We start from the raw sequence: 26,687 nt of genomic DNA, 5'->3' as shown, positions 1-26,687 counted from the left end.
TTCTCGCCAAAAGCTTCGGTGCTCGGCGCGGCATACGGGAATATATGTCCCGGTATTTTGAAGTGGCATCTTAAATTCAATCCCCGTAGTAAACTATATTTCATGTTAATTTTTCTCCTGCCGAATTGGTCAGAGCCTCGACACTACCACTTCTATTTTCTACGTGGGATATGATTTGCATTACTGGCTCACTAACTCTTTTGGGAGCAATTTTTTGATAAATTGCTTCTCCGTTTACCAATCCTGTATATCTATTCCAGAATAAAGAGTCACCGACTTCATGCCTTTCACCTTTCTCATATTTATATCCAACAAGGCAATCAAAAATTGAATTGCATAAACTACATAACACCAAATGAAAAAGATACAAATTTCCAGATTTTGTACAAGGCTTATCGATTGTTAACTGAATAAAAGATTTTGGATTATGATCTTGCCAAGAATCCCCTGCAAGATTCCCCGCATTTTCAACTTGAATATGGGTTTGCCTATTGATGTCTGAAACTATTTGAATGTTTAACTGTTGATCGGTTATTTCAAGCTTATCCTTAAGCAATTTTATATGCCTCTCAAACCTATTTTGTTCTTTCGTAAAAATTACGTACTGATGCCGTGATTCTGGGCTAACTTTTCTATCAATATCCAAATATACTGTAGAAAGCATTTTATGAATGTAAATGTAATTTCTTCTAAAGCCATCCAAGCTGTTTTTTGTTGTTTCTATAATCGCTTGCTTTGCCCATTCTTCATCTATGTCGTTAACATTCACTCCCGCAATGTCAATGCTCATCAGAGGAAAGCCGAGAGCTTTTAATACAAGAGATTTACTAAAGTCGAATTTATGCGAAAACTCTATTTCTATTCCAGTCAGCACAATAGGATTTTTAGTTATTGTTTTCCCGAGAACTGCCACATCAAGTCTATATTGTTCTCCAAAAGGAGTCCGTATTGGGTACTCCTTTTCCACAGAAATAGCGTCTGCAAGAATGTCTCCTGATAATGAATAATATGACATTGCCGGATCATTAAATGCCCAAGGCAAGCTTTTACTGCCGGCAATCCTCTTTCTTAGGAAATCGACGATTACGTCTTTAACTAATTTATGCTCTTTGCTTTCCAATGATTCAGTAAATCTTTCTTTAATTTCCTCAGCGACTAACTTAGTTATTGTTTTTGAATTTTTTGGGTAATGCTTAAAGTGTGCAACACGAGGCCTATTGTTTTTCTTTAAAGCTCCCCAGTTAACCCAATAAACCATTTGTCCTTTATCATCCACAAAAGGCGCCAGTTTTCTGGCGTGGGAGTAACTTTTAACATGTGTAGCCTCTAGTATTTCGGAAAAATAACCCTGCTCGGCCGAATAAACTCTAGTTGCTTTATTCATAATAATTTTTAGCTAAAAATTAAGTATTTAAAACTGCCTTATTTTCTGATTAAAACTTCATTTTTTGGGATCTGTTGTCCCCGTATGCCGCGCCGAGCACCGGAGCTTTTGGTGGGAATAGCCCGAAGGGGCGATGCAGGGATGCATCGCGTTGCCGAAGGGGCAGGAAGCCCCTTTCGGCAACCCCCGCCAAAAGCGAGGAGCGTAGGGAATAAGCGGCATTCGGGTCGCCTTTTCTTTGGATACTTTCTTTTGGCGATGCAAAAGAAAGTATCTCGGCTGTCGGTCCGAGAACCGACATTAAAACATCCGTCGCGACAGCGACACCTCTTCCAAACAACTCAAAAGCACACCAGACCCAATTCAACAACAAAACCCAAAACAGACTCATTTCCCACCTTCCTGACCTATCAACTTACCTTCCAACCGCGCACCAGAATCCCCCTCAACCCTTCCCGCATAACTCAAAATCGGTAAGCCATAAAACAACTTATCCCCCTCCTGCCGCATCGCGGCCTTGGCGGCTTCATAGTCTTGCTGCCAGCGCGGGGCAAATTCATTGGCTTCCTGCGCGTTACCCGCACCGCCAGCCAAGAATAGTTCGCGCACCGCCGCGCCGGGATTGACGAAGGCGGTCAGTTGCGCGGCTTGCCAGCGTGGTTTTTCAACGCCACGTTGCCAATCCAAGGGGCTTAAGGACTGTTTGTTGCAGGCGTCTTTCATCCGGGTCAGCAGGCTTTCCGAGCTGGCCGCCAGGAACAAACTGCCGCCGGCGCATTCCGCGCCCAAGTCCGGGTTTTTTAAATATTGCGCATACGCGGCGCTGGCTTGCGGCTGTTGAGGATTGGCGACGATGATGCCCACCGCGCCGGTCGGGCTGTCGGCGGTGAAATCCCAAACCAAACCGACGCCTGCCGGTTCCGCACCGGGCGGCTGGGTAGACGGGCCGTTTGCCGCCAGTGTTTGCCAGTCTTCTGTCGTTAAATCGGGCGATAAGGCCAAGCTGGCAGCGACGCCGGCAAAGGCATCATGCGGGATGCTGGCTAAAACGCCTTCGAACAATTGTCCGTGCAATTGGCTTTGCCAAGCCGCCGCCGGCAGATTCAAGGTACCCAGTTGGCCGTCTGTTAAGGCAAAATCCCATTGCAGCGGATAGGTTGGTGCGCCGGTCAGCGCCGGCAGCAAATTATCGATAAAGGCTTCGCTGCGTAGCGTCAAACTCAAGGGCGCAGCGCTGCGACGGCTTTGCGGGGCGATGCTGTCGATCACGTTCAATAACGCTTCCAGGCTTTGCGCCAGATAAATCCGCTCGCGGAATTGGGTGAAAAACAGCTTTTGCAAACCGATGCGAGCTTCCAGGATGGGTTCCGGCAGTTTATTGAGGCGGTAACCACTAGTTGCCAACACCCCGGCCAAGGCCGGCATGGCTTGATCGGCAAACTGGCTGTCGCTACGCGAGTAGCTGATGACCCAACCCTGGCTGGCATGGGCCATGTCGTAATGCAGCTCGGCATTGGCGGCGATGGCATCGCGCAGCAACTGCGTCAGAAACTCGCCTTGTAGGCCTTGCAGATTGAGTTGCTCGGCTTTGACTTTCAGGCTTTGTAACAAACCGAAAAACAAACCTTGTACGAAGCGATTGCCCAGCAAGCTTTGCACTTGCGGCTGCGCATCCCACCAGTTTAAAAACGCTTCGCCCTCATTGAAGTTCAAGGTAAAGGCCACCGGATGTTTTTTTACATACCAGGTCGCCTGTTTCGGACAATCGGCGGGACGCTGTACCGTGACATCCATGGTGGTGCCCGAGCCAACATCGCCGCCGGTCAGGGCTGGGCAATGGTCGTCGCCCGCTGGCACTGCATCGTTGCTGCCGACCAGCGAGGTGCTGGCATCCACGTCGTTATTAGCCGAATCGCGCAATTTCACGGTCAAATCCAGCAAGGGCAGGCCGGTGCGCATCAAGCGGCTCAAGGGTTGCCGGGAATAATCCTGATAAGCAACGATGCCGGCGGTAGCGGTCAGCACCGCCGCCGAGGCAATCACGGTCAGGCGTTTTGCGGGGCTAAGCGGTTCCATTCGTACACTCCAAGGAAATAGGGGTTTTCAGCGCGGGGGACCCACACCGGATCGGGCGATTGCAATAATTCGGCGACGCTGACCACTCGCACTTGAGCGTCTGCACCCTGTGCGCCGTTGTGGTACACCGCTAGATTTTCCGGATGGCCGGCAGCGAACAGCATCAGGTGATAGGGTTCGTCATTGATCAAGGGTTTTTGGTACACCAGCAGATCGCCGCTTTGCGCAGACGCCAGGTCGCGGGATTTCAAGCGGAAGTTGTAGCCGATCAGGGTTTCCGCGTCGGCAAAATGGCCGTAGCGCGGCTGGCCGTTGTTCAAGCCGGTTTGCCAGAGTTGCGGGTAGGCGGGGACGACTTTGCGGGCCTGTTCGGACAAGGGCGGCAACATCAGTTTGGCTGGCACGCCGAGTTTGGCGGTGCGCGCGGCATCGCGTGGCTCTAAAGCGGTGCGATAGGCAAAACGTACCAAGCCCGCGCAGTCGCGTTGTTTGGGCTCCCAGAGCGGGCTGAGTTTGCGGGCTTGCAACAGGGCGACGTCGGTGACGACTTGACGCAAAGCTTCCGCGTCTTGCGGTAGCAAGTAGGTTTGTCTGTTTACATGCGCCACACCACCGCCCTCTATAGGCTGCTGTGACAGCCCCCTCTCCCCTTGGGAGAGGGTTGGGGTGAGGGAGATCAAACGAGGTAAGGCTTTTATTTGCAAACCCTCACCCTGCCCTCTCCCGGAGGGAGAGGGTTCTATTTTAGTTTGTGCGGCAAGCCCTTCTGCAGCAGCAGAGGGAGTTGCGTTATTTCCCGATGCGGACGGCTCCAGGTAACCTAATTCTGCCGCACTGTCCTCAGCCTCACCTTCCCGCTTGGGCTCGTGTTTGATGAATTCCTTCACTTCCGCCGGCATATCCCGTTCGGCATCCTGACCAGGTACATAGATTTTTGCCGGCTGGCGATTGCTTTGGATGACGACATAAGCCAGGGTTTTGGTTTCGCCGGGCCGGGCCAAGGGTTTTTGCACCCGACGCCGACTTTCCGTGGGTAAACCTTCATCCAAAATAATATCCAGATTGGCCAAGGTATGCTGCACCGCGCCGCCTGGCCAATAATTGGTATCTATGCGGAATACGCCGAGCGGTGGGGCCGGATGTACGTATAGATAAGGTCCGTAACCGGGTTGATCGAAGTTGTCGCCGTTTTGATTTAAAAAGAAGATGCCGCCGCTGTTGGAATTGGTGTCGGCCCAATAGACGTGGCTGTTATCCGGCTCGTAAATGTGCAAATCGGTATAAACGCCGTCGCTATCGCTGGTGAGTACTACTTTTAAACCTATCGATGCAATCACCGCATCGACCGTAGTCGACGCTTTAGCAACACCGGCGCTGTTGGCACATTCGGCAATCACGGTGTTTTTGCCTTTGGCGGCGGGAAACGCGCGCGCAAAGCTGCCGTTGACATTGCGCACGTAATAGCGCACGCCGTTGATATTCACCACAATCGGATCGGCAGTCGGGTCGGAACAGGTACCGGACACGGCGATTTGCAAACCGCTGGTCCAACCGCCGGCTGGTTTGCTCAGTATCAGTGTGGGCGCGGTGGCAGCTTCGGTTGGCAAAGGCCGTTGTTGGCCGCGCCTGGCTAGAATGTCGGGGTCGTCGCTAGGCGCTGCGAGGCTTTGAGTCGATAAAACCAGCAACAAAGCGGCGATACCGCTCAGCCAGCGGGCATCGAAGAAATGGGGTATCCGCATCAAAGCCTCCATGGGGCGGGGATTTTATCAGTGCTGGAAATGTAGCAAGCAAATCGGCTAACAGCAAATCTGCTGCACGGTTTATGAAATGCCCATTTATAAAGAACCAAGGTCTTACGTCTCCACGCTACCCTGCAAGCGGGTGATCGAGGCGTCTTTGGCTTGCGGGTCGATATGAAACGCCAGCGCCGCCGGTTTATGCAACAAGCCGTCTTCGCCGGAGGCGTTAGGGTTGAGCTGGCGTTTTTCCACAAAATCAATCAAACGCCGCAGATGATAAATCAGCAATACCCGATTGCCCTCGCTGCCTTTGTAGATTAAATAGCCGACATTGTCTTCGCTCAAGTCCGGGTTGCGAGCGATCAACGCGGTCAAGCGGGTGTCGCAAGCGCCGGCCAGGCTTTTCAATACCGAATCCGGATGCTGGCGTATCAATTTCACTAGGTGCTCGACCAAATCGCCGGCCAGTTGCTGCTGTTGCAATTGCTCTAACTCTGCGTCGCTGCACAAAAAACTTTCCGCGACTAAATAATGCCGGTCGCGTTCGCCGTCATTGGCGAACAGCGAGATTTTCGCCAGCGCGACATCCTCCAAGGCATTGAGAAATTCTTGAGGGGAGCGGATATGTTTATCGATGGTCACTACCCATGGCAAGGCGCGACCGGTCGCTTCAAAGCGCGATTTGACACTGCCGATGACGCCGGAGCGCGATAGCTCTTGTTCACGGCCCACCGGCTTGACCAGAAACGCATCGACGGCGGCAATCTGGGTGCGAAAGCCGGCGGCCTGGAACTGTTTGATGGCTGTGGAATAACGCGGAGAGTAGGGAATGCCTGTGCCGTCGTACAAAATATTGATGCGCAGCTCGCGGGCATGCTGCGCCACCAAGTCGCGCAGTCGATTGGCAAAAGGCTCGACGTAAACATAGTCGTCGCTGTGGTGATTAGCGGCAGTCAGCAGGCGATACAAATCGCTGAGTTTTCTAAATTCGTCCAAGGAGGCAATGACGAAATTGTCGCCGCACAGCGCGGTGGCGATTTCCTCAACTGCGGTTTTGCCGACGCCGGCACCGCCCATGCTCATCAAAAACTGCGGTTGATCGACCGGGGTTTTGCCGGCGAAAATCGCGTCTCGGGCGGCGATTAAAATGCGGGTAATCTTGGCTAAGCGCTCGTAGGCAATTTCCACGGTACGGCGCAAGCGCACTTCGTGACGAGCGGCGACCAGCATTTTTTGTTTTAAGGCTTCGTTGTCCGCCAATAAAAATAGATTGGCTTGCTCGCCGGCGCACTGCTTCAACAAATCCATCAATTCAGCTTGGCTGGGGGAGCGCAAGCCGGTGAGCATGTTCACGTCCAGGCAAAACAGCGGCGCAACGCCGTCTTCACGAATCGGGATCGCGTCAATCTCGAATTTGCCGGGGGCGCGCAAATCTTCGGTAGCCGGCAAATAGCCGATGATGTGCTCGGACACGCTCAAGGGATTATCGGCAAAATGCTGGCCGGCAATGAGTTGTTCGGCGGTAATGCTACTCAGCGGCACCAGACCGCCCGTCACGGTGATCAGGCATTCGATGCCGTCGCTGGTGGTATGCGACAGAAACGGTATCCCCAGCAAAAAGCGCTTGTTCTCCGGCCATTTGCCGTAGCGGTTGGCTTGGTTGTGAAGGCTTTTAATCCGACTGGGATCGAGGGCGTGCGTAAAGGCGCGGCTCAGCGCCCGGTGTTGACTATTATGATCGTGCAGCACCAAAGCGTCTTCGGCAGTTAGGCGGCGAAAATCGATGCCTTGTTCGTAGACGGCCTTGAAGGCCGGCAGGTTACCCAGCGCGGTAATGAAAAAATCCAGCGTCATCCGATTGCCGTAGCCATAAGGCCGAATGATCCGCAAGGAATGATAAAAGTTGGCCAGTCGCTCGGCGATGTCCTCGCTGTGGATCACAAAGCCGTTGTTATCGAAAATCGCCGTATCGCTATTGCTGTCGCCATCCAGCACCAAGCGCTCGATGGCGACGCGAAATTGTTTGCGCTTATCGGCATCCGGCATCGTGCCGGGCCGGTGGGTGACCGTGGGCTGCTCCTTCCAATCGCTAAACATTTCGCGATGAATGCGCGAGTACAAGCCGGTCATATAAGTGACGCGCTTGGTCTGGTCGTGCGAGACGGTGATTTCCAGCTCTTGCAACAAGGTCGACAACAGTCCGGCGCCTTGGGCAATAGCCAGCGCGGTGCGTAGGCGTTTTAGCGGCCTGTAACCCGGAAGATTCCGGCTGGGGTTTTGCATAATCCACCCTCTTATTTTTTATAGTTATTATTTTCTGGGGCTGATCTTAACCGGTTATTGGCGGAGAAGGAATATTGGCTGAATGTCTTGCAACGGAAAACTACTATTATTGGCGGTTGAGTAAGTCGGTATGGCATTCCGGCTTGTGAGGACGCTAGTGGGGAGCCAGAGCGCACAGATTCCGCTTGCCTGGAGCGATGTTAGCAGGCTTGAGCGGGATTCTTTAAAGCCCCCTTGGCGCCTGTCTAGCGAGTACTTTTCAGGTACAATAAACTCATTTTTTATCTATCAAGTGGCTCCCGACGTGTCGATTAGCAAAAACGATGTCTCTACTTTTCAGGGCTTGATTCTGACCTTGCAGGAATACTGGTCGAATCAAGGTTGTGTGTTGTTGCAGCCTTTGGATCAGGAAGTCGGTGCCGGCACTTTCCACCCCGCCACGTTCTTGCGCGCCATTGGTCCAGAGCCTTGGAACAGCGCTTACGTACAACCTTCGCGGCGCCCGACCGACGGCCGTTTCGGGGAAAATCCCAACCGCTTGCAGCATTATTACCAATTTCAGGTAATCATGAAGCCGTCGCCGGACAATATTCAGGAGTTGTACCTGGGATCATTGCGGCATCTGGGCCTGGATTTGCTGGAACACGACATCCGTTTTGTGGAAGACAACTGGGAGTCGCCAACGCTGGGTGCCTGGGGATTGGGCTGGGAAGTGTGGTTGAACGGCATGGAAGTCACCCAGTTTACCTATTTCCAACAAGTCGGCGGCCTGGAATGCCGGCCGGTAAGCGGCGAAATTACTTACGGCCTGGAGCGGATTGCGATGTATCTGCAAGGCGTGGAAAGCGTCTACGATTTGGTCTGGACCCGCGGCCCGCAAGGCGTGGTCACCTATGGCGATGTGTTCCACCAAAACGAAGTGGAAATGTCCGAGTTCAATTTCGATCACGCCAATGTCGACTTCCTATTCCAGTGCTTCGACACCTATGAGCGTGAATGCCTGATGCTGCTGGAGAAAAACCTGCCGCTGCCGGCTTACGAAATGGTCTTAAAAGCCTCCCACTCTTTTAATCTACTCGATGCCCGCCACGCCATTTCGGTCACCGAGCGCCAACGCTACATCTTACGGGTACGCAACATGGCCAAATCGGTCGCCGAAGCCTATTACAACCGTCGGGAAGCGCTGGGCTTTCCGATTCTCGCCAGACAGGGAGCGTGACATGACCGAGACCAATCATTTATTGTTCGAACTGGGCTGCGAGGAGTTACCGCCGAAGTTCTTAAAAAAACTCAGTCAGGCCTTGCTGGACAACATTCTGGCAGGCTTGCAGGAAGCCGGTTTGAGCTACGACCAAGGCCGCGCTTATGCCACGCCGCGCCGCTTGGCGGTATTGATCGACGATCTGCAAACCTTTCAATCTGATAAAGTCGTGGAAAAGCGCGGCCCTGCCATCCAGGCAGCATACGGCCCGGATGGTACACCCAGCAAAGCGGCATTGGGTTTTGCCGCCAGTTGCGGTGCGTCTTTTGAGGATTTGGAGAAGCTGGAAACCGACAAGGGTTCATGGTTGATCTTCAAACAAGCGGTGAAAGGCCAAGCCACTGCCGAGTTGATCCCTGACATTATCCGCAAAAGTCTGGCCAATTTACCGATTGCTAAACGTATGCGCTGGGGAAGTTTCGATGCCGAATTTGCCCGGCCGGTACATTGGGCGGTTTTGCTGTTGGGTTCTGAAATTCTGATTACCGATATTCTCGGCCGCACGACCGGCCGCGTCACCCGTGGTCACCGCTTTCATTCACCACTGGATTTGAGCATCGGTAGTCCACACGAATATCTGGACATCCTCAAACAGCATGGCAAGGTACTGGCCGACTTTGAAGAACGCATGACCATTATTCGCGATGCTGCCAATCAAGCGGCCAGCAATGTTGGCGGTATTGCCCATATCGAAGACGATTTGCTGGAAGAGGTGGCGGCATTGAACGAATGGCCGGTGCCGGTCGTGGGTAATTTCGATGCGCGTTTTCTGGAGCTGCCGCAGGAAGTCCTGATCACCACGATGCAGGCCAACCAGAAATATTTTCCGGTCAAAAATGCTGCAGGCCGATTGTTGCCGCATTTCATTACTTTCGCTAATATCGAAAGCTCCAACCCCGATTCCATCCGTCAAGGCAATGAGCGCGTGGTGTTGCCACGCCTGGTCGACGCTGAATTTTTCTGGAAACAGGATAGAAAGCAATCGCTGGCCGAGCGGGTTGAGAGCCTAAAAAGCATCGTCTTTCAGAAGGATTTGGGCACCTTGTTCGATAAAACCGAACGCGTCGCCAGCTTGGCGGCCTTGATCGCCGAGAAGTTGGGCGCCGATGTCGAATTAGCGAAGCGCGCTGCACTGTTGGCTAAAACCGATTTGATGACCAATATGGTCGGCGAATTTGCTAACCTGCAAGGTACGATGGGCCGTTATTACGCGGCGGCCGACGGTGAGCATGCCGACGTGGCGTTGGCCTTGGAAGAACATTATTATCCCAAGCAATCCGGCGGCGCGACCCCGAGCGGCCAAATCGGCCAGGTGTTGGCGCTGGCGGAAAAAATAGACACCCTGGCCGGCATTTTCAGCGCCGGCTTGATCCCAACCGGCGATAAAGATCCTTATGCCTTGCGTCGAGCCACGCTGGGCATCTTGCGGGTGCTGATCGAAAACGGTATCGCCTTGGATGTTGTGGAGCTGCTGGATGCGGCGCTGGATCAATTCAGTCACGACTTTAATAAAGTCGAAACCCGGCAGAAAGTGATCGGCTTTCTGTTCGACCGCTTAAAAGGGTATTGTCTGGATCAGGGCTACACCAGCCACGAATTCGAAGCGGTATTGGCTGTCAATCCGACCAGCCCCTTGGATTTCATGCTGCGTATTCGCGCCGTGCAAAGCTTTAGAGCCTTGCCGGAAGCGGAAAGCCTGGCAGCGGCCAACAAGCGCATCATCAATATTTTGAAAAAATCTGATCAAGCGCCTACCGAGAGCATTGGGGCCCTGGTCGAAGCGGCCGAGAAAAACTTATTGGCGGCAGCCGAGCAATCGGAAACCGACATTTTGCCCTTGCTGGCAGAACAGAATTATCCGCTGGCCTTGAGCCGTTTGGCGCAGTTGCGCGATAGCGTCGATGCGTTTTTCGATAACGTGATGGTCAATACTGACGACGAGGCTTTGCGCAACAGCCGTTTGGCATTGCTGGCCAAGTTGTCCAATCAATTCCTGAAAATTGCCGATATATCCAAATTGCAATCGTGACCGAGCGTTACGTTATTCTGGATCGGGACGGCACTATCAATGTTGATTCCGACGCATTCATCAAATCTCCCGAGGAATGGCTGCCGTTAGCCGGCAGCCTGGAAGCCATAGCGCTGTTGAATCGACATGGCTACAAAGTCGTGGTGATTACGAATCAGTCGGGGATTGCCAGGGGCTTATTCGATTTGGCAACGCTGGCGGCGATACATGCCAAAATGCGGCAATTGGCGTCCCAGGCCGACGGACACATAGAAGCCATTTATTTTTGCCCTCACGGCCCAAACGACACTTGTGACTGCCGCAAACCTCTGGACGGACTGTTTCGACGCTTTGCCGCCGATACGCAAGCTGATTTGAGCCGAACTTATGCGATTGGCGACTCCTTGCGCGATATTCAGGCCGCCGAATCGGCCGGTGCCAAACCTATTCTGGTCAAAACCGGCAAAGGCAAAAAAACCGCTATTAATAATCCACAACTTAACGTTCCTATTTTCGATAATCTTTATGACGCAGCCACGCACATCGTCTCGACAAGCTGATTTCAGAGTCTATTTGGGCTCGACACTGTTGTTCATTTACATAGTATTCTCGACGCTGATTGTTGGTGTAGCCATCTTGGGCGGTTATTTTCTGCCGTTTCCGATGCGCTATAAAATCGCCGATGTTTGGATCAATTGCCTGCTGTTTATGCTGAAGTTATGTTGCGGGCTAAGTTATGAAGTGGAAGGGCTGGAAAACATTCCTCGCGATAGCGCGGCGATTATTCTCAGCAAACATCAGTCGGCCTGGGAAACGGTGGCTTTGCGGCAATTTATTTTCCCGCAAACCGCGGTTTTGAAAAAATCGTTGCTGCAAATCCCGTTTGGCGGCTGGGCGCTGGCGACATTAAAACCCATCGCGATAGATCGGCAAAATCAGAAAGAAGCACTAAAGATGTTGATCGATCAGGGCATCCAGCGTTTGCAGGAAGGCTTGTTCGTGGTGGTGTTTCCGGAGGGAACCCGAGTGGCACCGGGAGCGCATAAAAAATTTAATGCGGGTGGCGCAATGCTGGCGCAAAAATCCGGTTTTCCGGTGATTCCGCTGGCGCACAATGCAGGAGAGTATTGGCCGCGCAACAGTTTTTTGAAATATCCGGGCGTGATTAAGGTCAAGATTGGGCCGGTTATCAGTAGCATTGATAAAAAATCGAAGGATATTAATGCAGAGGCCGAAGCCTGGATTAATAAAGCGATGTTGCAAATCGATGCAGAACGAATAGCAGGGTAATTCGAATTAGAGGGCTAAAATTTAAGCTGCAAAAAAAAGGCCCGCATTAGCGGGCCTTTTTCTTCAAGCTTAAAGATTAAAGCGCTACAGAAGTAGAGCTAGAAACTTTTTGTTTTGATGCATCCGGATCGTCCATGCAACCGCTCAGGCCAGCAATCATCAGGGTCATAGCTAAAAGAGATAATACTTTTTTCATAACATCCTCCAAATAAAAGTTTTTTATATTTTTGCGTGTGCTGAATCTAAACAAAAAATTAAGCACAGCTAGATTTAAACATGCCGAACCAGTTTGGCGCAAACTAAATCTGTTTGGAGGAAAAGAAATCGGGATATAAGGCCCACAGGGTGGGCCTTACTCAGGAAGGAATATCCTGCCAGGGCTAGGATTATTTAACCCCTGAACCTTGTTGGTTAGGTGAGCCATAGCCTTTTGGTTTTGGGTTGCCTTGGTCTGGGTCGTCCATGCAACCGCTCAAGCTTACAATCATCATTACCATAGCCAAGACAGAAAATACTTTTTTCATAACATCCTCCGATTTAAAGGTTTTTATTTTTGTGTGTACTCAAATTCAAGCACGCAAAATTTATAGCATGACAAAACCGAGTATGCAATACCCTAGATGTTTACAAAATATCGATGTCTTTCGGCAGGTTGATCTTTATGTCCTTTCCAGTCCATTGTGCGGAGCCTATTGCTTGCCATTCTCCTGCCAAGTTGCTGTTCCTGAGATCTTTTTCCCATACAAACGGTGCTCGAATTCTCTTCATTTTGACGATAAATTGCGTGCTATCGAGCTCTAAACCACTCTTTTTTCCCCAGAACGCCGTGACTTTCATGATGAATTTTTTCAAGCGGAGCTCGTCGATATTTGGGGTTACCGCAATGTTGGCCCACATGGAATGCACCCGTCCCCAATTCGGCGCCAACAGGCGGCCTTGCCGATTAACAAACGGTAACCATTGCTCTTTGCCGTTGGCATCCAAATAGGTAATAGCCAATAAGCGGTCATAGCCTTCGAAATGGTCGTGAAGATACAGCGCGTGAGGGGTGATGCCCAAAAATGTGTGAGACATCATTAAGACCGCATTGCTCATATCCGCCAGCATGCTGGTTATCGGCGACTGGCGGGTATCGACATGCAGGCGGTACAGCAAACCATAGTGAAAGCTGCTGTTGAACTGAAACAAGATCAACACCAGCAACACTTTGCTGATTTTGTGTACGCGACTTCTGGCCGGTAAGGCATGCTCCGCTTCGAAAATTCGCTCGTACAAACTCGGCGGCAGGTTTTCAGCTGATGCCGGCAGACAGCTCACATCGCACGCCAATCGCGTGCGCGAATCGGCAATCGCCCGATAGCGCCCGCATATCCATTGATAAAGCAGCGGCAGTTTCATGGCCCAACCTATCATCGCGGTGTAGCGCATCGAGATTAAAATTTGCGCGTAAGTATCAACGCCGGCATAAACCCGCCCATCACCATCCACCGCGTACAAATCGGTCAGCAGTTGCTTTTCGCCCAATTCGGCTAGAGCTGGATAATCGATTGCAAACACTTGTGCGGGCTTGAAATCGACGCCGTGCAAAACGTCGAAATGATTCAGTGTTAAAACTGTGCGATTGCACAATGGGCATTGTTGGTCGTAAAACACCGTCAATAGTGGTTGTGTGATCCGTAGAAGTCCCCCGATTTTTCTATACCAGGCAAATGGCATTACCAGGGCATAGAAAATCAGCATTCCCATTCCGAACGGGTAAATATTGAAGGACAGGGTAATGCCCAAATGCAAGGAAATCCCGATCAGAAAGTACAGCCATCTGAACTGGCGGCGATGAAAAAACAACAGGAAAGTAAACTGGAATGCGATGATGGTGTAGCCGATGATTTTTTGCAAAATCTCGATATTCAGCAGCCAGGACAAATCCAGCGCGGACATGTAATACGGAATCGAAGACGGCAACCAAGCACCCAAGCCGTTGCGCCAATGCTCGGCAAACATCTTGTGTATCGCGGAATCGAAATACAAAAAGCCCAGACAAATCGCGACAGGTAGATAATAAGTCAGTGCAGACACTTCCGGAGCTTGGTATTGAGAATAATGCGTGAAGGGGCGCAGCAATTTTTTCCTAAGGCCATCAATAGAAAAGGCTTGGTCCATAGGCATGAAGATCAGAAAGAAATTGGCGCCGATCATGAACAAATCGAAGCCGCCGTCGAAATCGCGCTGCATAGGTGTGAAATTAACGAATAGCAGCCAAAAAATGTAGTTAGCAACACTGGCCGCCTGGCAGCGGTAACCGATGGCCAGACAAAACGCCACCGCGGCCCATAGCCAAAGGAAGAACGGAATCATCGGAAATTCGACATCCATGAACGGGATGGGGTCGAATATCAAGTGGTTGAAATACAGCAGAAAAAAAACTTCCTGCAGTGTCACCACCCCAAACAAAAGCCTGAAAAGGCCTACGCCGGTAGCGGGTACTTTTTTAGAATAAAGAGCATTGACTTTCTGAACTAACAGTTTGTACATGGCGGGTCGGCAGGCTAAAAGTCCACAGATTATAAGGGATTTGAAAATGGTATGCGTCAGGCAAAAAAAAAGCGGCTACGGGATCTATCCGTAGCCGCTTTTTCCAGAAAAGCTTTGTAAGCGAGGGGGTGTAGCTTACTCTTCGTCTTTAGGCTCAGCAAAAACCCATTTTACAAAGAAGTATCCTGCAGCGATGATAACTACCGCTCCAATCATGCCCGACGGTTCTTTCAGCATTTCTGTTAAATCTAAGATCGCTCCCATGGGTGCCTCCTACCTTTAGTTAGTTGTTATAAAATTTGCCATGTCTTTGGCGGTCGAGCTTCATATGTTACTTTAGCTACCTTCAAAGTCAAGCGATTCATGGCTATCGCGGAAACATCCGACCGCAATTGCCATCCAGGTGGATTATGGTAGTATGCTTTCTCAACCTGAATTTTGAGAATTATAAAAACAGTTTCAACAAGGGGAATAGAGATGATTGGTGGCGTAATAATGATTTTGACGGCAATCTGGGTATATCAAACCCTGATAAAAGCCAAAACGGGTAATGTGCTGATGTGGGTTGCCGGCTGTGCCATAGTGTTCTTGGTCATTCAGGTGTTGTTCTACAACATCAACATTATGATCATCGACGGCTTAGACGGTAAAGATGTCGGCGGCGAATATGATCGCGACCTGACCAGCGTCGGCGATAGAAAAACCCAGGAAGGCGCCGGCGGCTGGTTCATGCCGGTTTTCTTCGAATTACTACCGCCGTTTGCCGGTGTGTTGGCTGTCGCTCTGATTCGCTGTCAGTTTATTTTGAAACAAGCGCTGACACCAGCCAACCTGTTCAGCGGCATCAAAGAGTTGTTTGTCAGCATCAAAAACAGCTTCAAAACCTCCAGCAACTAACTTGGCTGGCTCCGAAGCCCAAGGCCGCTTGGGCTTCGTTACCGTCGAAATTCCTCAGCCGCCGGTAACTGCGGATACGATGCTGACTATCGTTAAAATAAACAGCACAGTCGCAATCAGCCCGACGACAATATAGGCAGGCAAAGAGCCGTGCTGAAAATCAAGCTCTCTATTCTTATTGCTTTGCACGCCGATCACGGCGGCAAACACGCTTTTTATGACATGCAATAGACTGGGTTTAGACATGATTTCCCTCAAAATTTGGTTTGATAATAAAGCGGACTAGCCCACCGATATTCACCCTTACGACCCTCAGGCAGTATGAACAGCACACAAAGATTACACCAGTTATTATCTCAACGGATTTTGTTTCTGGACGGTGCGATGGGCACCATGATTCAGAGCTACAAACTGGAGGAGAAGGATTATCGCGGCGTACGCTTTGCCGACTGGCCTGTCGATCTTAAGGGCAACAACGATTTATTATCGATTACCCAGCCCGAGGTAATCAAGGCGATTCATCGCGCCTATCTGGATGCCGGCTCGGATATTCTGGAAACCAATACCTTCAATTCCACCCGTATCGCGATGGCCGATTATCGGATGGAAGACCTGGCTTACGAGATCAACGTCGCTTCGGCTCGCGTCGCTAAACAGGCGGCCAACGAAGTCAGCGCGTTAACGCCGGACAAGCCGCGTTTCGTCGCCGGCGTCTTGGGCCCCACCAATCGCACGTCATCAATGTCGCCGGATGTCAACGATCCCGGCTTCCGTAACATCACGTTCGACGATTTGGTAAGCGCCTACAGCGAAGCCACTCAAGGCTTGATCGACGGCGGCGCCGACATCATCCTGATCGAAACGGTGTTCGATACGCTGAACGCCAAAGCGGCGATTTTCGCGGTCGAACAGACTTTCGACAAACTAGGTTACAAACTGCCGGTAATGATTTCCGGCACCATTACCGACGCCTCCGGCCGCACGCTTTCAGGTCAAACCGCCGCCGCGTTCTGGTATTCGTTGAAACACGTGCAACCCGTCTCGATCGGCTTCAACTGCGCGCTCGGTGCGCAGGAACTGCGCCAATACATTGAAGAATTATCCAACATCGCCGACACCTACGTTTCCGCCCACCCGAACGCTGGCCTGCCCAACGAATTCGGCGAATACGACGAAACCCCGGAAATGATGGCCGCCGAATTGGCTGACTGGGCCGCCAGCGGCTATTTGAATATCATCGGCGGTTGCTGCGGCACTTCACCGGACACCATCCGCGCCATCGTTGCCGCGCTGGAAAAATATCCGCCGCGTAAGATACCCGAGTTGGAAAAACGCTGTCACCTGGCCGGCCTGGAAGCGATGAGCATCGGTCCGGAAACTTTGTTCGTGAACGTCGGCGAACGTACCAACGTTACCGGTTCGGCGATCTTCAAGAAAATGATCGTCGAAGAACGTTACGAAGAAGCCCTGGAAGTGGCCAAGCAACAGGTCGAAAACGGCGCGCAGATTATCGACATCAACATGGACGAAGGCATGCTGGATTCGAAAGCGGCGATGGTGCGCTTTTTGAATCTGCTGGCCGCCGAGCCGGATATTGCCAAAGTACCGATCATGCTGGACTCCTCAAAATGGGAGATTCTGGAAGCCGGCCTGAAATGCATCCAAGGCAAGGGCGTCGTCAACTCGATTTCGATCAAGGAAGGCGAAGAACTGTTCATCGAACACGCCAAGCTGGTGCGCCGTTATGGCGCTGCCGTGATCGTGATGGCCTTCGACGAACAAGGCCAGGCCGACACGATGGCGCGCAAGGTGGAAATCTGCACCCGCGCCTACAAAATATTGACCGAACAAATCGGCTTCCCGCCAGAAGACATCATCTTCGACCCCAACATTTTCGCGGTCGCCACTGGCATCGAGGAACACAACAACTACGGTGTCGATTTCATCGAAGCCACCCGTATCATCAAGCAGACCTTGCCGCATGCCTTGATTTCCGGCGGCGTATCGAATGTATCGTTCTCGTTCCGCGGCAACAATCCGGTGCGCGAAGCGATCCACGCCGTATTTCTGTACCACGCCGTACATGCCGGCATGGACATGGGTATCGTCAACGCCGGGCAGTTGGCGATTTACGCCGATATTCCGGAAGAACTGCGCAATTCCGTCGAAGACGTGATTTTGAATCGCACCCCGGAAGGCACCGAAAAGCTGCTGGAAATCGCCGAGAAATATCGTGGTAGCGGTCAGACAGCGAAACAGGAAACCTTGGAATGGCGTGAATGGCCGGTCAGCAAGCGCCTGGAACATGCGCTGGTCAAAGGCATTGCCGATTACATTGAAGAAGATACCGAAACGGCAAGGCTGGAAGCCGAAAAGCCTTTGCACGTCATCGAAGGGCCGTTGATGGATGGCATGAACGTGGTCGGCGACTTGTTCGGCGAAGGCAAAATGTTCCTGCCGCAAGTCGTGAAATCGGCGCGGGTCATGAAAAAAGCCGTGGCCTATCTGATGCCGTTCATGGATGCCGAAATAGACGGCAGCGAGCGGCAAACCAACGGCAAAGTGCTGATGGCCACTGTGAAGGGCGACGTGCACGACATCGGCAAAAATATCGTCGGCGTGGTATTGCAATGCAACAACTACGAGGTCATCGATCTGGGTGTGATGGTTCCGGCCGAGACGATTTTGAAAACCGCCCGCGAGCAAAACGTCGATGTGATAGGTCTCAGCGGTTTGATCACGCCGTCGCTGGATGAAATGGTGCATGTCGCCAAGGAAATGCAACGCCAAGGGTTTACGATCCCGTTGATGATAGGCGGTGCGACGACTTCGCGCGCCCATACCGCAGTGAAAATCGAACCGCACTATCAATCGCCGACCGTTTATGTTACGGATGCATCGCGCAGTGTCGGCGTGGTTAGCGCCCTGCTTAGCGACGATTTGAAAGCCGATTTCGTGGAAAAAACTCGCGCCGAGTATGAAATTGTGCGCGAACGCCACAAAGGCCGGCACGCTAAAAATCCGCAGCATAACCTGGAAAAAGCCCGGCTTAACAAATTCGATTACGCCAGCCATCTGCCGGTTAAGCCTAAATTTCTCGGCACCAAAGTCATCGATAATTTCCCGCTGGATACGCTGGTTTGGTATATCGACTGGACGCCGTTCTTCCAAACGTGGGAATTGTCCGGCAGCTATCCGGCTATTCTTAGCGACCATGTGGTTGGCATCGAAGCGACTAAATTGTTCGAAGATGCGCAAGAGATGTTGAAACACTTGATTCGCGAACAATGGCTGACAGCCAAGGCCGTCATAGGTTTCTTCCCAGCCAACAGCGATGGCGATGACATCGTGTTGTACACCGACGACAGTCGCAGCCAGCCACGCGAAAAGCTGCATCATTTGCGTCAGCAAAATGTCAAGGCGCCGGGCCGGCCCAACTACTGTTTGTCCGATTTCATCGCCCCGGTAGGTAGCGGTATTGCCGATTATCTGGGCGGCTTTGCGGTCACGTCCGGTATCGGCATCGAAACCAAGTTAGCCGAATTCGAGAAAGATCACGACGACTACAGCGCCATCATGCTGAAAGCTCTGGCCGACCGTCTAGCCGAAGCCTTTGCGGAATACATGCATCAAGCCGTACGCCGCGAATACTGGGGCTATGCCGAAGATGAACAACACGATAACCACGCGCTGATCGAGGAAGCGTATCAAGGTATCCGTCCGGCGCCTGGCTATCCGGCTTGCCCAGACCACACCGAAAAAGCCAAGTTGTTCGAGTTGCTGAACGTCACCGAAAACACCACCATCGAACTAACCGAAAACTTTGCTATGTATCCGACTGCGGCGGTTAGCGGCTGGTATTTCTCGCATCCGGATTCGCAGTATTTCAATGTCGGTAAGATCGATCAGGACCAGTTAGAAGACTACGCGCGGCGTAAAGGCTTGAAGATTGAAGTGGCCGAACGTTGGTTGGCGGCGCATTTGAATCATTGATCGATTCAACCGTGGCCGATTTTATCCTGTTCGGCACCGAAGGCTGCCATTTGTGCGAAGAGGCGGAAGCGTTACTGGTAGCCGCCGGGCTGGATTTTACCAGCCGGGACATTATGGACAATGAGCAATGGCAGGGGGCGTATGGTTTGTTGATTCCGGTGTTGTGGCATGCCCCAAGCCAAAAGCAACTTAATTGGCCGTTCGACAGCCTGCAATTAAAAGCATTCAGCATCGCCATCGATCCAAGCGAATACCAGTCAGCACGCCGGACGTAGTATCGGTTTGGCGGTCGCCAAATCGTACGTGCCGGAACAGTGCAACTCAAAACGGCGAACGATAAAATCAGCTAGGCAAAGCCCTCAGAATGGCAGGATAGTCAAAGTTATCAGCCAGATAGGCCAGGGTTTTGCGCAATTGAGGATCCTGCGCCGTTGCCAGAACTATGGCATTTGCTATACGTTCCGGCTCCAGGCTTTCTAGTGCATTTTTCAATTCCTCGCGTGCCGATGCCGGCAAGCCGGCTAACATGTTCGGCGTTAATGGCGCGATTGGCGGGGTTTGTTCTGGAACACCCTCGTAAACATAACGCACCCCCAAGTGCTTGGCCAGACATTCGTAGATTTCGTTGAAGCGATAAGGCTTGCGCACAAAATCGTTCATACCGGCTTCCAGAAGCTCGCTACGCTGCTCCAGGAATGCCGAGGCGGTGACGGCAACAATGACGACCTCCCGCCCGCCAGGCAACTCCCGGATTCTTTTCGTGGCTTCCAAACCATCCATTACCGGCATTTGCCTATCCATCCAGATAAATTGCGGTTGCCATGTTTGAAATAGCGCTATGCCCTCCGCGCCGTTGCCGGCCACTTTGCAGGAGAATCCGACCGATTCCATCAATTTTGCCAGCAATAACTGATTTTCGAGCTGATCTTCAACGATTAATATGCGGTAGTCGCTTTGCCCTTCCACTAAGCCGATGACGGCGCCGGCTTCCGCTTTATCAGCACTGGGGCCGGTAATATCCGCCTGATTCACCTCCGCGAGCGGCAGATCTATTCTAAATAAAGCGCCTTGATTCGGGTGGCTTTCCAAGGTAAGCGTACCGCCCATCAATTCCACAAACTGGCGGGTAATGGTCAATCCCAAGCCGGTGCCTTGGCTATCCCTTTGCTCGCCTAGCTGTACGAATGGTTCGAATATACGTTGCTGATCGGCCAGCGGGATCCCCACACCGGAATCTTCGACCTCAATCTGTAGATGCGAAATGCGATTTTTGCGAGTGCCTAGGCGCAAGGTAACACCGCCTTGCTGCGTAAATTTAATAGCATTGCCCACCAGATTAATCAGCACTTGCCGCAAGCGGGCTTCGTCGCCGACAATGAAACGCGGAAACTGCGATGCCTGATCGACCAACAACCTCAGGCCTTTTTCGGCGGCGCGGACACTCATCATATCGGTAATATCGCGCACCATATTGCCCAAATCGAAAGGCGCGTTTTCCAGGTGTAGCCGGCCTACTTCGATTTTAGCCATTTCCAATACATCGTTAATCAACATCAACAGATGCTCGCCGCTGCGATTGATAATATCCAGGTTTTGCCTTTGCTCGTCCGACAGTTGGGGATTTTTCCGCATCAATTTCGAGAATCCAAGAATAGCGTTCAGCGGGGTACGCAATTCGTGGCTCATATTGGCCAGGAATACGCTCTTGGCCCTATTGGCCGCTTCCGCCGCATCGCGCGCAATTATCAAGTCGGCGGTACGTTGCTGGATTTCATCTTCGAGGTGTTCTTTATAGCGCCGTAATTCTTCCTCGTTTTGCTTGCGATCATGGATGTCCATACGAATACCCAACATGCGTATGACCTTACCGTCCGAATCGCGCTGAATACCGAAACCGCGCACATATTGCCAACGATAACTGCCGTCGGCGTGGCGCATGCGCGCTTGATATTGATATTCCGTGAAATCACGGGCTAACACGCCGCTCATTTTGTCGCTGACTTCCGCTTGATCGTCCGGATGAACGCTTTCGAACCATTCGCGCCGATCAGCCATGCCGGTCCGAACAGGATAGCCGAGCATCGTGTAATAGGTGGGCGAAGCGTACCATTGGTCGTTTTTTACATCCCAGTCCCAAACGCCGACCTGGGCGGCTTCCAACGTCAACCGCAAGCGCTCCTCCGAGTCGCGTAAATGCTCTTCCGTGCGTAAGCGCTCCGCCTTATCGCGGAGCACGGAAATGCCAAAGGCCAAATCTCCGGCCAGTTCCTCTAACAAGCGAATCTCCGCTGCCGTGATCGCATTGGGTTCTGCGGAATAAATCGTCAGCGCACCGAAAATATCCGCGTTCTGATCGGCCAAAGGCAAGGCAATAACCGAGCGATAGCCGCGCGCTAACGCTGCGTCTCGTGCCAAAGCCATCAGCGCATCTGTGCAGACATCCTGAACATAGACTTTTTCGCCGCTGCAAATGGCGGCGGCAGCGGGACTTTGCGCGCCCGCCGCATCCCCGCCACTGTGATCGGTGACGGCCAGATAGCCGTCTTCAAAACCGGCCCAGGCCACCGGGCGTATTGTTTTGGGAGGGCCGTTTTCCAAGTAGCCGACCCAAGCCATGCGATATTCGGCTTCATCGCAGACGATACGGCAAATTTCTTTAAGCAGGCTTGGTTCGTTGTCATGTCGCAGCAAGGCCTGATTGCAATTGCTGATCGCGCGCAATTCGCGATTGAGCTTATATAAGGCCGCTTCCGTTTGCTTGGCTTCGGTGATGTCCGTGCGTAAATATAGATAATTGCAAACCTGATAAGCTTCGTCGTAAATCGGTGAGGCGGTGATCTGTTCCCAGCGCAACTCGCCGTTTTTGTGGCGATTGGTCAGCGAGGATTTCCATAGTTTGCCTGCTGCCAATTGTGCCTGGCAGGCTTGGTAGGTATCGGCAGTTATTTCACTGGACAATAATGCGCGAGGCGTCATTTTGTAAGCCTCGCCGAACGTATACCCGGTAATCCGCGTATAAGCGTGGTTGGTATAGGTCAATACGCCCTGCAGGTCGGTAATCTGGATGCCGGTCGGATTCTGATCCGCCGCTTGCGCCAGCCGATTGATTTCGGTGGCGAATAGGTGGCGTTCTGTAATGTCGCGGTTAGTGATGCGCCGGCCTCGGTAGTTATTGTCCGCCCCGAACACGGCCTGGCAACAATGCGAGATCCAGCGAATTTCGCCGTCGCGGCGGACAATGCGAAAGTCTACTTCAGCGAGGCGTAAATGCTCGACATCGTGGCGATGATCGGTCATTAAGTGCCGGTCGTCGGGATGTATGATGCTCGGCAATAACCCGGCATCGGCCATAAACTCCTCGGCCGCATAGCCGGTAACCCGCAAGCTGGAAGGCGTCATATACAAAATCTGCTGATCGTCGCCTTCCCAATATTCCCAGTCGTAGGTGTAGTCCGCGACGGTATGGAACTTTTCCTCTTCGGCCGCCAACTTGGTGGCAACCTGCAATTGCTTTCGCCACGCACCGACGATGAACCGGGCGCTACTAACCGAAATCAAGGCAAACAGAAGAACCAGTCCGGCCATTTCCAGGACTTCATTCCACCACTCCGCCAGAAAATCGTCCCTAGCCAGACCGACGCTCACCCATAGCGGGTAGGCGTCCAGTTTGCGAAAAGATACCACCCTGGCGGTATTGTCGAAGCTGAGAGGCGTGTGGAACACACCCGAGGTGTGTCCGGATGCGAGCATCCGGCGAAATTCCGGCGAAATGGTTTTATCGCCAATCATGTTGCCGGGCTCGGCATGGGCGGGATAGCGAACGATCAAGCCCATGTCGGCATCTCTCAGGTTAATCGCCCCGCGACTGCCAATATCAACGTTGGAAATCGCTTTACTCAAATTATCCAGTGAAACATTGGCAAAAACCACGCCGGCAAAACTGCCGTCGGCGCGGTTAAGGCGGCGTGCAAAATTTAGCACCCAAACCTTATTGATATGAGACATCACCGGTTTGTTGATAAATAGCCCAAGCGCCGGATTATCCCGCAAACTAGAAAAATAGAGCCGATCCGCCATGCTGAGCGGCTTATCTTTTGGTACATCCACGCCATAGGCTAGCCAACCTTGCGCGTCGGTAGCTCTAAGTCCGATAACCCATGGCAAACGCGCTTGTAAGCGCTGCATAAAAACCGACAGCGCCTCGGCGTCAACGCTCCCCAAAGCCTGTTGCCGCTGGATTTCCTCCACGGCCACCAACACGCCTAAGTCGACCTTTTCGATAAGGCTATCTAAGTTTTGCGCGATAACCTTGGTCAGGTTCTGCGTCGTGATTTCGGCACGCTGTTGATATTTGTCGAAGCTGCGATACAGCGCAAACCCCACGGTGGCGATAACCAACAGGTTAAGGATTGCCGCCCCGGCAATCAGCCGCCTCGAGACATTGTTTGGAAAATCAAGCTGACCTGGCATAGCTGAACTCACAAGACTGTTGTGGTGTATTGGCGGCCCGTAAGTGTGCGCGGGCAAACGGTCCCATCGTATTCCTTAAACGCGCTGCAAAACACCTAAGGATAGGGTTAAGTAACTTTTCTAGCGCGGATTAGTGGAACTTTCCCGTGCTTGTCGAAGGATCGCAGGGGAAATCCGGGCCTTCATAGCCCTTAACCGTTCATGCTTCGACTGCGCTCTCGGCAATTGCTCAGGCATCCAGGCCAGTCGAGCACGAACGCTTTGCCGGGAAAAGTCATTTCGGGAGGTTATTTTTAGCGGAATTCTAAGGAGCCGCTCAAGCGGGCAAGCAATAATCCCGTTCCCGAAAAAGCTTTAAACAAATCTCGACTACTTCGGCGTTATACAGCACACCACGATTGTCGGAAATCTCCTGCAGTGCTGCATCCAGCCCTAAACCGGCGCGGTAAGGACGATGAGACTTCATCGCTTCCACCACATCGGCAACCGCCAGAATCTCCGCTTCCAGCAATATCTCACCCTTCTTTAGGCCGCACGGGTAGCCACTGCCGTTGGGGCGTTCGTGATGTTGCAAGACGATTTGCGCGATAGGCCAAGGGAAGTTGATGGATTTGAGGATGTCGTAGCCGGTTTCGGCGTGCCGCTTGATCAGGCTGAACTCCAAATCGTCCAGCCGACCGGGCTTGCACAGTATTTCGGCGGGGATTCGAATTTTGCCTATATCGTGTACCACGCTCGCCAACGTCAGCCCCTCTATCCGCTCTTCCGGCAATTGCAAGCCGCGGGCGATAGCCGTGGCGAGGTGGGCGACGCGGCGTTGATGGCCGGCGGTGTAGGGATCGCGCGCTTCGATAGTGGCCGCAATCGCAGTCACGAAATCCAGCATGCCGGCGCGCAAATTTCTCTCGCTTTCCATCAGTTTACGGGTCCGTTCTTCCACCTGTTCTTCCAGATGGTTGCGCAGGCGGTCAAACTCCAAATGAGTACGCACCCTAACCAGCAATTCATCGCGCTGATAGGGCTTGGTGACGAAATCCACTGCACCCAAGTCAAAGCCGCGCACTTTTTCGTCGGTATCCATGATCGCGCTAACGAATATCACCGGCACATCGCATGTATTCGGGTTAGCTTTGAGTTGCCGGCAAACTTCGAAGCCATCCATCTCCGGCATGCGAATATCCAACAGCACCAATTCCGGTGGGTGATTGAAAGCGGAATTTAAGGCTAATTCGCCGCTAATAGCAGAACGGACTTCGTAGCCTTCGTCCTTCAGAATATCCGTTAACAACTTTAAGGAGGCAGGGGTGTCGTCAACGGCGAGAATGTTGCCTTTATATGTCATAAAACTCTTTAATCGGTTTGCCTGAATGCTGCCAGGATACCCTGCCAAACGCAGTTTTCAGCAAAATATGCCAAGGTTTTCCGGGGCTGGCTCATATCGGTCGCGATGCGCCGGAGCGCTAGGTCGTTAGAAACCATTCGGACACCGTTCGATTTTGAAGGGGGCCGCATAGCTGATGCCGTAGGTCATTATAGTGTATGCCCCAAGGCGTAGGCAGAACGCAGGTAAGCAGTTATTTTTATCGATAGCCTAAAGTTATCGGCTTGCGGTTCGATAACCTTTTTAGCCGTTACGGCAACCGCTTTCCAAAACCAACCCGACGAGGCCACGCCATGCTTGATTCCGTCTCTTCCGTCGCCGCGCTGGCGACACAAATGTCCACCCAAAAAACCGCGCAACAAGTCGAAGTTGCGATGCTGGTAAAAGCCAAGGAGATGCAGGAACAACAAGGCCAAAACGCCTTAAAGTTATTGGAGTCGGCCAGCGTATCGGCAAACGGTATCGATGTCCGGGTTTGAGCGGCGGAAGATTGCTGGAACTTAGCGGCCTTGCTTGTCCTGCATCGCCAGCGCCGCCTGATACAAGGTCTTTTTACGCTGGCCGGTAATTTCCGCAGCCATTGCTGCAGCGGTCTTGGTGGAGCATTCTGTTAGTAAGATGCCCAAAATCCGCCGCTGCTCGTCGGTTAATTCATCGTCTTGCTCACCAGCTTCGCGGCCAGCTACCAACACCACGAATTCGCCCTTGCGCATGTTTTCGTCGGTCTGCACTTTCTCCAACACCTTGGCCAGTTCGTCGCCGACAATCGTTTCATGCAATTTCGTGATCTCGCGGGCGACGACGATTTGATGATCAGCCGGAAATGCCGTCAGCATATCTTCCAAAGCGGCCTGGATGCGATGGCTGGATTCGTAAAAGGCCCAAGTCGAGCAGTCAGCTAACTTGTGTTCGAAGAAGCTGCGCCGCGCCGAGCCGGTGCGTGGCAAAAAGCCTTCGAAACTGAAACGGCTGGTCGGTAAACCCGCCACCGACAAGGCGGCGATCAGCGCGCAGGCACCAGGTATCGGACACACATCCACGCCTTGCTGTCTGGCCAATTTGACCAGAGGAAAGCCGGGATCGCTGATCATCGGCGTGCCGGCATCGGATACCAGTGCCACCGATAATCCTTCGCGGATTTTATCGACTAGGCCTTGCGAAGCATGTTCTTCGTTATGTTGATGCAGCGATTGCAGCGGCTTATTGATGCCGTAATGTTGCAGCAACATCTTGACGTGGCGGGTATCTTCGGCGGCGATCAAGTCCACTTGCTTCAATATGTCCACCGCCCGAAAGCTGAAATCGGCCAGATTACCGATTGGCGTGGCAACCACGTATAATTTTCCGTACATTTATTCTTCGGTCCCCGT

Annotated in this window: 20 protein-coding genes; 8 read left to right on the top strand and 12 right to left on the bottom strand. The window is 52.3% G+C overall.

The window, feature by feature from the left end:
- Nucleotides 1–100: 100 nt before the first annotated feature.
- From JL719_RS22990 to JL719_RS22970, 5 genes are all read right to left on the bottom strand, one after another.
- Complete coding sequence (locus JL719_RS22990; protein WP_033156864.1) at nt 101–1,384, bottom strand: hypothetical protein; 1,284 nt, start codon at nt 1,382–1,384, stop codon at nt 101–103.
- Nucleotides 1,385–1,433: 49 nt separating this feature from the next.
- On the bottom strand, nt 1,434–1,775 hold the full coding sequence (locus JL719_RS22985) for a hypothetical protein (protein WP_033156863.1): 342 nt from the start codon (nt 1,773–1,775) through the stop codon (nt 1,434–1,436).
- A complete protein-coding gene (locus tag JL719_RS22980) occupies nt 1,772–3,460 on the bottom strand; it encodes a hypothetical protein (protein ID WP_033156862.1) in 1,689 nt (562 codons plus the stop codon). The genes JL719_RS22985 and JL719_RS22980 overlap by 4 nt, the downstream gene beginning before the upstream one ends.
- On the bottom strand, nt 3,430–5,202 hold the full coding sequence (locus JL719_RS22975) for a DUF1175 family protein (protein ID WP_033157002.1): 1,773 nt from the start codon (nt 5,200–5,202) through the stop codon (nt 3,430–3,432). The genes JL719_RS22980 and JL719_RS22975 overlap by 31 nt, the downstream gene beginning before the upstream one ends.
- 114 nt (nt 5,203–5,316) lie before the next feature.
- Nucleotides 5,317–7,485 (bottom strand): zeta toxin family protein, encoded by a 2,169-nt coding sequence (locus JL719_RS22970; protein WP_033156861.1) that lies wholly within the window; start codon nt 7,483–7,485, stop codon nt 5,317–5,319.
- Nucleotides 7,486–7,789: 304 nt separating this feature from the next.
- Here JL719_RS22970 and glyQ point away from each other — a divergent pair, with 304 nt between their 5' ends.
- Genes glyQ through JL719_RS22950 form a run of 4 tightly spaced genes read left to right on the top strand, consistent with a single transcriptional unit; the run spans nt 7,790 to nt 12,044 of the window.
- Entirely contained in the window at nt 7,790–8,704 is a 915-nt protein-coding gene (glyQ, locus tag JL719_RS22965; protein ID WP_033156860.1) for a glycine--tRNA ligase subunit alpha, read from the top strand.
- A gap of 1 nt (nt 8,705) precedes the next feature.
- A complete protein-coding gene (gene glyS, locus JL719_RS22960; RefSeq protein WP_033156859.1) occupies nt 8,706–10,775 on the top strand; it encodes a glycine--tRNA ligase subunit beta in 2,070 nt (689 codons plus the stop codon).
- Entirely contained in the window at nt 10,772–11,314 is a 543-nt protein-coding gene (gmhB, locus tag JL719_RS22955) for a D-glycero-beta-D-manno-heptose 1,7-bisphosphate 7-phosphatase (RefSeq protein ID WP_033156858.1), read from the top strand. Before glyS ends, gmhB begins: the two co-directional genes overlap by 4 nt.
- Complete coding sequence (locus JL719_RS22950) at nt 11,280–12,044, top strand: lysophospholipid acyltransferase family protein (protein WP_033156857.1); 765 nt, start codon at nt 11,280–11,282, stop codon at nt 12,042–12,044. The genes gmhB and JL719_RS22950 overlap by 35 nt, the downstream gene beginning before the upstream one ends.
- A gap of 386 nt (nt 12,045–12,430) precedes the next feature.
- Here the strand turns inward: JL719_RS22950 and JL719_RS22945 are convergent, their stop codons facing one another.
- The 3 genes from JL719_RS22945 to JL719_RS24330 all read right to left on the bottom strand — a co-directional run bounded on the left by JL719_RS22945 (nt 12,431) and on the right by JL719_RS24330 (nt 14,840).
- Nucleotides 12,431–12,568, bottom strand: coding sequence for a hypothetical protein (locus JL719_RS22945; protein WP_165385996.1), 138 nt, complete (start codon nt 12,566–12,568; stop codon nt 12,431–12,433).
- Nucleotides 12,569–12,668: 100 nt separating this feature from the next.
- On the bottom strand, nt 12,669–14,576 hold the full coding sequence (locus JL719_RS22940) for a DCC1-like thiol-disulfide oxidoreductase family protein (RefSeq protein ID WP_033156856.1): 1,908 nt from the start codon (nt 14,574–14,576) through the stop codon (nt 12,669–12,671).
- A 135-nt stretch (nt 14,577–14,711) separates the two neighbouring features.
- On the bottom strand, nt 14,712–14,840 hold the full coding sequence (locus JL719_RS24330; protein WP_255189959.1) for a hypothetical protein: 129 nt from the start codon (nt 14,838–14,840) through the stop codon (nt 14,712–14,714).
- 213 nt (nt 14,841–15,053) lie between these two features.
- Here JL719_RS24330 and JL719_RS22935 point away from each other — a divergent pair, with 213 nt between their 5' ends.
- Nucleotides 15,054–15,473, top strand: coding sequence for a hypothetical protein (locus JL719_RS22935; RefSeq protein WP_033156855.1), 420 nt, complete (start codon nt 15,054–15,056; stop codon nt 15,471–15,473).
- Between the two features lie 54 nt (nt 15,474–15,527).
- On the opposite strand, the gene JL719_RS22930 is transcribed toward JL719_RS22935, so the two are convergent.
- Nucleotides 15,528–15,719 (bottom strand): DUF2970 domain-containing protein, encoded by a 192-nt coding sequence (locus JL719_RS22930; RefSeq protein ID WP_033156854.1) that lies wholly within the window; start codon nt 15,717–15,719, stop codon nt 15,528–15,530.
- A 75-nt stretch (nt 15,720–15,794) separates the two neighbouring features.
- Between JL719_RS22930 and metH the strand changes: the two genes are divergently transcribed.
- Complete coding sequence (gene metH, locus JL719_RS22925) at nt 15,795–19,466, top strand: methionine synthase (protein ID WP_033156853.1); 3,672 nt, start codon at nt 15,795–15,797, stop codon at nt 19,464–19,466.
- An 11-nt stretch (nt 19,467–19,477) separates the two neighbouring features.
- Nucleotides 19,478–19,741, top strand: coding sequence for a glutaredoxin family protein (locus JL719_RS22920; protein ID WP_033157001.1), 264 nt, complete (start codon nt 19,478–19,480; stop codon nt 19,739–19,741).
- A gap of 67 nt (nt 19,742–19,808) precedes the next feature.
- Here the strand turns inward: JL719_RS22920 and JL719_RS22915 are convergent, their stop codons facing one another.
- Together JL719_RS22915 and JL719_RS22910 are read right to left on the bottom strand one after the other, a co-directional pair.
- Nucleotides 19,809–23,936: a PAS domain-containing protein gene (locus JL719_RS22915; protein ID WP_051670010.1), complete on the bottom strand. Its 4,128-nt coding sequence runs from the start codon at nt 23,934–23,936 to the stop codon at nt 19,809–19,811.
- Between the two features lie 316 nt (nt 23,937–24,252).
- The gene (locus tag JL719_RS22910) at nt 24,253–25,278 is read right to left on the bottom strand and encodes an HD domain-containing phosphohydrolase (protein ID WP_033156852.1); all 1,026 of its coding nucleotides are present in this window, start codon (nt 25,276–25,278) and stop codon (nt 24,253–24,255) included.
- Nucleotides 25,279–25,610: 332 nt separating this feature from the next.
- Between JL719_RS22910 and JL719_RS22905 the strand changes: the two genes are divergently transcribed.
- The gene (locus JL719_RS22905) at nt 25,611–25,796 is read left to right on the top strand and encodes a putative motility protein (protein ID WP_033156851.1); all 186 of its coding nucleotides are present in this window, start codon (nt 25,611–25,613) and stop codon (nt 25,794–25,796) included.
- A gap of 21 nt (nt 25,797–25,817) precedes the next feature.
- Here the strand turns inward: JL719_RS22905 and rsmI are convergent, their stop codons facing one another.
- Nucleotides 25,818–26,669 (bottom strand): 16S rRNA (cytidine(1402)-2'-O)-methyltransferase, encoded by an 852-nt coding sequence (gene rsmI, locus JL719_RS22900; RefSeq protein ID WP_033156850.1) that lies wholly within the window; start codon nt 26,667–26,669, stop codon nt 25,818–25,820.
- Nucleotides 26,670–26,687 lie beyond the last annotated feature (18 nt).

The sequence above is a fragment of the Methylomonas sp. LW13 genome (assembly GCF_016865255.1).
Classification (GTDB): domain Bacteria; phylum Pseudomonadota; class Gammaproteobacteria; order Methylococcales; family Methylomonadaceae; genus Methylomonas.
The sequence above is the reverse complement of the archived record's forward strand: the minus strand, read 5'-3'. Positions and strand labels throughout refer to the sequence as shown.

Bases quoted from the DNA above. Each gene is read 5' to 3' on its own strand.
- JL719_RS22990 (WP_033156864.1), bottom strand. From the start codon at position 1,384: ATGAATAAAGCAACTAGAGTTTATTCGGCCGAGCAGGGTTATTTTTCC.
- JL719_RS22985 (WP_033156863.1), bottom strand. From the start codon at position 1,775: ATGAGTCTGTTTTGGGTTTTGTTGTTGAATTGGGTCTGGTGTGCTTTT.
- JL719_RS22980 (WP_033156862.1), bottom strand. From the start codon at position 3,460: ATGGAACCGCTTAGCCCCGCAAAACGCCTGACCGTGATTGCCTCGGCG.
- JL719_RS22975 (WP_033157002.1), bottom strand. From the start codon at position 5,202: ATGCGGATACCCCATTTCTTCGATGCCCGCTGGCTGAGCGGTATCGCC.
- JL719_RS22970 (WP_033156861.1), bottom strand. From the start codon at position 7,485: ATGCAAAACCCCAGCCGGAATCTTCCGGGTTACAGGCCGCTAAAACGC.
- glyS (WP_033156859.1), top strand. From the start codon at position 8,706: ATGACCGAGACCAATCATTTATTGTTCGAACTGGGCTGCGAGGAGTTA.
- JL719_RS22950 (WP_033156857.1), top strand. From the start codon at position 11,280: ATGACGCAGCCACGCACATCGTCTCGACAAGCTGATTTCAGAGTCTAT.
- JL719_RS22945 (WP_165385996.1), bottom strand. From the start codon at position 12,568: ATGAAAAAAGTATTTTCTGTCTTGGCTATGGTAATGATGATTGTAAGC.
- JL719_RS22940 (WP_033156856.1), bottom strand. From the start codon at position 14,576: ATGTACAAACTGTTAGTTCAGAAAGTCAATGCTCTTTATTCTAAAAAA.
- JL719_RS24330 (WP_255189959.1), bottom strand. From the start codon at position 14,840: ATGGGAGCGATCTTAGATTTAACAGAAATGCTGAAAGAACCGTCGGGC.
- JL719_RS22935 (WP_033156855.1), top strand. From the start codon at position 15,054: ATGATTGGTGGCGTAATAATGATTTTGACGGCAATCTGGGTATATCAA.
- JL719_RS22930 (WP_033156854.1), bottom strand. From the start codon at position 15,719: ATGTCTAAACCCAGTCTATTGCATGTCATAAAAAGCGTGTTTGCCGCC.
- metH (WP_033156853.1), top strand. From the start codon at position 15,795: ATGAACAGCACACAAAGATTACACCAGTTATTATCTCAACGGATTTTG.
- JL719_RS22915 (WP_051670010.1), bottom strand. From the start codon at position 23,936: ATGCCAGGTCAGCTTGATTTTCCAAACAATGTCTCGAGGCGGCTGATT.
- JL719_RS22910 (WP_033156852.1), bottom strand. From the start codon at position 25,278: ATGACATATAAAGGCAACATTCTCGCCGTTGACGACACCCCTGCCTCC.
- JL719_RS22905 (WP_033156851.1), top strand. From the start codon at position 25,611: ATGCTTGATTCCGTCTCTTCCGTCGCCGCGCTGGCGACACAAATGTCC.
- rsmI (WP_033156850.1), bottom strand. From the start codon at position 26,669: ATGTACGGAAAATTATACGTGGTTGCCACGCCAATCGGTAATCTGGCC.